Raw genomic sequence first — 6,713 nt, 5'->3', positions numbered from 1 at the left:
CTCGCCAAGGGACCGGCCGCGAAGCCCGCCCCGGCGCCGCAGGCCGCGCCCGCCGCTGCGGCTCCTGCGCCGAAGGCGCCGGCCGCGCCGATCACGGCGCCGCACCAGGCGGTGCCGCACAGCACCATGCGCAAGGTCATCGCGCGGCGGCTGTCGGAATCGAAGCAGACCGTCCCGCATTTCTACGTCTCGATGGACATCGAGCTGGATGCGCTGCTCAAGCTGCGCGGGCAGCTCAATGCGGCGTCGCCGAAGGAAGGCCCGGGCGCCTTCAAGCTTTCGGTCAACGACATGATCATCAAGGCGGCCGCGGTGACGCTGCGCCGCCTGCCGAAGGTCAACGCGTCCTGGACCGACGAGGCGACGATCCTCTACGACGATGTCGACATCTCGGTCGCCGTCAGCATCCCCGATGGCCTGATCACGCCGATCATCCGCAAGGCCGACCAGAAGGGCCTGGCGGCGATCAGCACCGAGATGAAGGACCTCGCCGCGCGCGCCAAGGCCGGCAAGCTGAAGCCCGAGGAGTTCCAGGGCGGCGGCTTCTCGATCTCCAACATGGGCATGTACGGCGTGCGCGACTTCGCGGCCATCATCAACCCGCCGCAGGCCGGCATCCTCGCGGTCTCGGCCGGCGAGCAGCGGCCGGTGGTGAAGGACGGCGCGCTGGCCATCGCGACGGTGATGACCTGCACGCTCTCGGTGGACCACCGCATCGTGGACGGCGCGCTGGCGGCGGAGTGGATCGCCGAGTTCAAGCGCATCGTCGAGCAGCCGCTTTCGCTGATGCTCTGAATGGCGCAGCGCCTCCGCCTGCGCGACGCGGGGCCGGACGATCTCGGCCTCGTGCTGCGCTTCATCCGCGCGCTGGCCGACTACGAGCGGCTCGCGCATGAGGTGCGCGCGGATGAGGCGACGCTGGCGCGCTTCCTGTTCGGGGAGCCGCGGCGTGCGGAGGCGCTGATCGCGGAATGGGACGGCGAGCCGGTCGGCTTCGCCGTCTGGTACTACGGCTTCTCGACCTTCCTCGGGCGGCCCTCGCTCTACGTCGAGGATGTCTTCGTCGAGCCCGCCCTGCGCGGGAAGGGCATCGGCAGGGCGATCTTCGCCCACCTTGCGGCGCGCGCGCTGGCGCAGGGCTGCGGGCGGATGGAGTGGTCCGTGCTGGACTGGAACGAGCCGTCCATCGCCTTCTACCGCGGCATCGGCGCGAAGCCGCGGCCGGGCTGGACGCTGCAGCAACTCACCGGCGAAGCGCTGTCCGCGCTCGCCGCACGGCAAGGATGAGGACGATGGCCGAAAGCTTCGACATCGTGGTGGTGGGCGGCGGGCCCGGCGGCTATGTCGCCGCGATCCGCGCGAGCCAACTCGGCATGAAGACTGCGCTCGTGGAGCGCGAGAATCTCGGCGGCATCTGCCTCAACTGGGGCTGCATCCCGACCAAGGCGCTGCTGCGCGCGAGCGAGATCAACCACCTGCTGCACTCGCTCGATGCCTACGGCTTCGCGGCCGACAACATCCGCTTCGACTTCCAGAAGGTGATCAAGCGCTCGCGCGCCGTCGCCGGCCAGCTCTCGGGCGGCGTGAAGCACCTGATGAAGAAGAACAAGGTCACGGTTTTCGACGGGCACGGGAAGCTCGCCGGCCCCGGCAAGCTGAGCGTGACGAAGGACGGCAAGCCCGTCGCGGAGATCGCCGCGAAGCACATCATCCTGGCCACGGGCGCCCGCGCGCGCGTGATCCCGGGGATGGAGCCGGACGGCAAGCTGATCTGGACCTACCGCGAGGCGATGACGCCAACCGCCATGCCGAAGTCGCTGATCGTGGTGGGCTCGGGCGCGATCGGCAGCGAGTTCGCCAGCTTCTACCTGAACATGGGCGCGCAGGTGACGCTGGTGGAGGTGATGGACCGCATCCTGCCGGTGGAGGACGCGGAGATCTCGGCCTTCGTCGCCAAGGCCTTCACGAAGCAGGGCATGAAGCTGCTGACCGGCGCGCGCGTGCAGGGCGTGCGCAAGAGCGCCGACAGCGTCACCGCCATCATCGAGGCCAACGGCAAGGTGCAGGAGATCACGGCAGACCGCCTGATCTCCGCCGTCGGCATCGTCGGCAATGTCGAGGACCTCGGCCTCGAGGGGACGAAGGTGAAGGTGGACCGCACCCATGTCGTCACCGACGCCTTCGGCAACACCGGCGAGCCGGGCGTCTATGCGATCGGCGACCTGACCGGCCCGCCCTGGCTGGCGCACAAGGCGAGCCACGAGGCGATCATCACGGTCGAGGCCATCGCCGGGAAGCACCCGCATGCGATGGACGTGCTGAACATCCCGGGCTGCACCTATTGCCGCCCGCAGGTCGCCTCCGTGGGCCTGACGGAGGCCAAGGCGAAGGAGCTCGGCCACGAGGTCCGCGTCGGCCGCTTCCCCTTCATCGGCAACGGCAAGGCGATCGCGATGGGCGAGCCGGAAGGGCTGGTGAAGACCGTCTTCGACGCCAAGACCGGCGAGCTGCTCGGCGCCCACATGGTCGGCCCGGAAGTGACCGAGATGATCCAGGGCTATGGCATCGCCCGGACGCTGGAGAGCACCGAGGCCGAGCTGATGCACACCGTCTTCCCGCACCCGACCGTGTCGGAGACGATGCACGAGGCGGTCCTGGACGCTTATGGGCGGGTCATACACATCTGATTGACCTGGTCCGGGGTTAGCGCCACATCCCGCCCATGACCACCCGCGTCGAAATCGACCACCGGCGGGAGCCGCTCCGGGGTGCCGACCGGCACCCTGAGAAGGCCAGGCGCCCCGACAACCCGATCCAGCGCAAGCCCGCCTGGATCCGGGTGAAGGCCCCGACCAGCCCGGTCTATCGCGAGACCCACGCGCTGATGCGCGCGAACGGGCTCGTCACGGTGTGCGAGGAAGCGGCCTGCCCGAACATCGGGGAGTGCTGGTCGCAGCGCCACGCCACCATGATGATCATGGGCGAGACCTGCACGCGGGCCTGTTCCTTCTGCAACGTCGCGACCGGCATCCCGAAGGCGCTCGATGCCGACGAGCCGCGGCGCGTCGGCGATGCGGTCGCCAAGCTCGGCCTGCAGCATGTCGTTGTGACCTCCGTGGACCGCGACGACCTGGCCGATGGCGGCGCGGAGCATTTCGCGCAGACGATCCGCGCGATCCGTGATGCCTCGCCAGGCACGACGGTCGAGATCCTGACGCCCGATTTCCTGCGCAAGGACGGCGCGCTGGAGATCGTGGTCGCGGCTCGGCCCGACGTCTTCAACCACAACCTCGAGACGGTGCCGGCGCTCTATCCGACGATCCGGCCCGGCGCGCGCTACTACCATTCGCTGCGGCTGCTCGACCGGGTGAAGCAACTCGATCCCTCGATCTTCACCAAGTCCGGCCTGATGGTCGGCCTCGGCGAGAAGCGGATCGAGGTGCTGCAGGTGATGGACGACCTGCGCAGCGCCGAGGTGGACTTCCTGACGATCGGCCAGTACCTGCAGCCCACGGTGAAGCACGCGGCGGTCGACCGCTTCGTGACGCCGGAGGAGTTCGAGGACTACGCCAAGGTCGCGCGCGGCAAGGGGTTCCTGCTGGTCTCCGCGACGCCGCTGACGCGCAGCTCCTATCACGCCGACCGCGACTTCGCCGCGCTGCGCGCCGCGCGCGAAGCGGCGCTCCGGGCCGCCTGAGACAAGCCGCATGCCGACCCACGCCGAGAAGAAGGTGCTCGCCTACACGCCCGAGCAGCTCTTCGACATGGTCGCCGATGTGCGGCGTTATCCGGAGTTCCTGCCCTGGTGCGTCGGCGCGCGCATCGTCTCGCGCTCCGACACCGAGATCGTCGCGGACCTCACCATCGGCTTCAAGATGTTCCGCGAGACCTTCCGCAGCCAGGTCACGCTCGACCGGCCACACCACATCCATGTGCGCTACCTGAACGGGCCCTTCCGTTACCTGAACAACCACTGGCGCTTCCGCCCGGTGCCGCAGGGGACGGAGGTGGATTTCTTCGTGGACTTCGAGTTCCGCTCCCGCCTGCTGCAGGCGGTGATCGGCACCGTCTTCAACGAGGCGGTGCGCCTGATGGTCCGCGCCTTCGAGCGACGCGCCTACATCCTGTATCGCCGCGCGGCGCCGCCGGCCGCGGCGCCTGCCCCGCGCGAGGCATAGCACCGGCGCAGCGGTCGCTGCATCGCGGCGCCGGAGTGTTCCCGTCAGCTGGCGTTGGTCGCGGCGGTTGCCTTGCGGATGACCTCGGCAACGTGACCGACCTCGTCGGCATAGTCGCGCGTGGCCGTCTCCACGAAGCGGAACTGCGCCTCGATCAGCTGCGGGACGTCGCCGCAACGCGGCACCTCCGCCATGAAGTCGAGCTGCGCGCGCATCCGGCGGCCGGCGAAGTCCAACATCTCCTGCGCCAGCTGCGAGGCGATGCCGCCCAGCATGGCATTGGCCGCGAGCGGGCCTGCGACCCAGGTGGTGAACTCGGTTGGAGCGGCGGCTTGGTTCGACGTCGGCGGCGTGGCCGGCTTCGCTTCGATGCGGCTCATGATCACCCTCCTTCCTTGGCCGGCCTGGTGCCGGCAGGAACGACGTAGGCGGTTCCTCCGCCCCGCTACAATATGGCGATATTGACGCAGGCTGCGGCATCCATGTCGCATCGCGGCGCGCCCAGAACGATACGCTGTCGTCGCGGGCCACGATGAGCATCGCTGCTGCGACGCATCACGCCTTTGCATTGGCCATCCCCTGCCGCGAGGCGGCACTCTCCACCGATGACCTATGTGCTGCATGGCGATGTCGGCTCCGGCGCCGCGCCGGTCGAGATGGCGCTGGCGGAAGCAGGCCAGGTTCCGGAATGGCGCCTCGTGCCGCTCGAGGGGGATCACCAGCTCGCGCCTGCGTATCGGGCGATCAACCCGATGGGCCGGCTGCCGACGCTCGTGCTGCCGGACGGGACGTTGGTGACCGAGAGCCTCGCCTGCCTCCTCACCGTCGCCGACCTGCATCCGGAGGCCGCGCTGCTGCCGCCGCCCGGGGAGACGGCGCGCGCCGTGGCGCTGCGCTGGATGGCGTTGCTGGCCGGCGAGTTCTATCCGCATGTGACGCGGGCCGATTACCCCGAGCGGTTCGGCAGCGATCCGGCCATCCGCGACATCGCGGTCGACATGGGCCGCGACACGCTGCGGGTGATCGAGGCACATGCCGGGCTCACCGGCGACCCGGCGGCGCCCTTCCTGCTCGGTGCCCGGTTCAGCGTGGCGGACATCTACCTGGCCGTGCTGTCGCGCTGGATGGGCGGACGACGCTGGGCGCCGGCCAACCTGCCGCGCACCGAGGTGCTGGCGCGTGCGGTCGCCGCGCGACCCGCCATCGCGCCGCTCTGGCGGAAGCACCGGCTGGATCCCGACTGAGCCGCAGCCTCTTGGCCGCGAACCGCCCAGGGCAGATAAGGGCGGCAGGACCTCCAGGAGACGACCCTTGGCCGCATCCGATCTCGCCATGGCCGGCTACACGCCGCAGCGCCCCGACCCGAAGCTGCCGCCGGTCCGCATCAACCTCTACTCCGACACGCAGACGCGCCCGACGCCGGCGATGAAGGAGGCGATGATGCGCGCCGAGGTCGGCGACGAGCAGCATGGCGACGACCCGACCGTGCATGCGCTCTGCGATCGCATGGCCGCGCTGATGGGCAAGGAGGCGGCGGTCTTCATGCCGACCGGCACCATGTGCAACGTCGCCGCGACGCTCGTCCATTGCAGTCCCGGCGACGAGATCCTCGCGCATGAGACGGCGCATATCCTGACCAGCGAGGGCGGCTCGCACGCGGCGCTCGGCGGGTTCCAGATCCTGCCGCTGAAGGGCGCGCGGGGCATGTACACGCCCGACGAGTTGCGCGCGCATATCCGCGGGAAGTCGCGCCACACGCCGCGGCAGCGCCTGGTGGAAGTGGAGCAGACTGCCAACATCGGCGGCGGCGCGGTCTGGCCGAAGCGCGTGCTGGACGAGATCGCGGCGATCGCGCGCGAACACGGCATGGCGACCCACATGGACGGCGCGCGGCTGATGAATGCCTGCGTCGCCGCGGGCGTCCCCGCGGCCGAGATGGCGGCGGGCTTCGACAGCGTCTGGCTCGACTTCACCAAGGGGCTCGGCGCGCCGCTCGGCGCCGTTCTTTGCGGATCCGCCGCCTTCATCGACGAGGCCTGGCGCTGGAAGCAGCGCCTGGGCGGCGCGATGCGCCAGGGCGGCGTCTGCGCGGCGGCCTGCCTCTACGCGCTCGACCACCATGTAGAGCGGCTGGCGGAGGACCATGCGAACGCCAAGGCACTGGCGCGCGGGCTGGCGCAGATGCCGGGCATGCGCGTCGAGGAGCCGGACACGAACCTCGTCTTCTTCGACCCGGCCGGCACCGGCGTCGGCGCGGCCGAACTCGTGCGGCGGCTGCGGCTGGAGGGCGTGCAGCTCTCGATGCTCGGCGGGCGCATCCGGGCCTGCACGCATCTCGACGTGACCGCCGCGATGATCGAGGAGACGCTCGGGCTGATGCGCGCGGCGCTGGCGCGCGGGTGAGGCGCGGGCAGGGGGGCTTTGCCCCCCTGCACCCCCCACCAGGAGCCTGGAGGCTCCTGGACCTGCGTCAGTTTGGCGCCAGCAAGGAGGGGGCACTTCGGCCCCCTCCTTGCTGGCGCTGAAGAACAGATG

The 6,713-nt window shown here is 70.1% G+C and carries 8 protein-coding genes; 7 read left to right on the top strand and 1 reads right to left on the bottom strand.

Annotation, left to right across the window (positions count from 1 at the left end; translation table 11 throughout):
• From L2I40_RS16395 to L2I40_RS16375, 5 genes are all read left to right on the top strand, one after another.
• The coding region (locus tag L2I40_RS16395) for a 2-oxo acid dehydrogenase subunit E2 (protein WP_237216267.1) at positions 1–795 on the top strand (795 nt) is incomplete at its 5' end.
• Positions 796–1,287, top strand: a complete 492-nt coding sequence (locus L2I40_RS16390; RefSeq protein ID WP_237216266.1) for a GNAT family N-acetyltransferase — start codon at positions 796–798, stop codon at positions 1,285–1,287.
• Between the two features lie 5 nt (positions 1,288–1,292).
• Positions 1,293–2,687, top strand: a complete 1,395-nt coding sequence (lpdA, locus tag L2I40_RS16385) for a dihydrolipoyl dehydrogenase (protein WP_237216265.1) — start codon at positions 1,293–1,295, stop codon at positions 2,685–2,687.
• Between the two features lie 35 nt (positions 2,688–2,722).
• Complete coding sequence (lipA, locus tag L2I40_RS16380) at positions 2,723–3,697, top strand: lipoyl synthase (RefSeq protein ID WP_237216264.1); 975 nt, start codon at positions 2,723–2,725, stop codon at positions 3,695–3,697.
• Between the two features lie 10 nt (positions 3,698–3,707).
• The gene (locus L2I40_RS16375; protein ID WP_237216263.1) at positions 3,708–4,178 is read left to right on the top strand and encodes a type II toxin-antitoxin system RatA family toxin; all 471 of its coding nucleotides are present in this window, start codon (positions 3,708–3,710) and stop codon (positions 4,176–4,178) included.
• A 44-nt stretch (positions 4,179–4,222) separates the two neighbouring features.
• Here L2I40_RS16375 and L2I40_RS16370 read toward each other — a convergent pair whose 3' ends face one another.
• Complete coding sequence (locus L2I40_RS16370; protein WP_237216262.1) at positions 4,223–4,558, bottom strand: phasin family protein; 336 nt, start codon at positions 4,556–4,558, stop codon at positions 4,223–4,225.
• 225 nt (positions 4,559–4,783) lie between these two features.
• Here L2I40_RS16370 and L2I40_RS16365 point away from each other — a divergent pair, with 225 nt between their 5' ends.
• Complete coding sequence (locus L2I40_RS16365) at positions 4,784–5,422, top strand: glutathione S-transferase family protein (RefSeq protein WP_237216261.1); 639 nt, start codon at positions 4,784–4,786, stop codon at positions 5,420–5,422.
• A gap of 67 nt (positions 5,423–5,489) precedes the next feature.
• On the top strand, positions 5,490–6,581 hold the full coding sequence (locus L2I40_RS16360; protein ID WP_456305746.1) for a threonine aldolase family protein: 1,092 nt from the start codon (positions 5,490–5,492) through the stop codon (positions 6,579–6,581).
• The last annotated feature ends 132 nt before the right edge of the window (positions 6,582–6,713 follow it).

Origin of the sequence: Falsiroseomonas oryziterrae (assembly GCF_021864505.1) — a bacterium.
GTDB classification, from domain to species: domain Bacteria; phylum Pseudomonadota; class Alphaproteobacteria; order Acetobacterales; family Acetobacteraceae; genus Falsiroseomonas; species Falsiroseomonas oryziterrae.
This window is presented reverse-complemented; position numbering and strand designations above follow the sequence as displayed.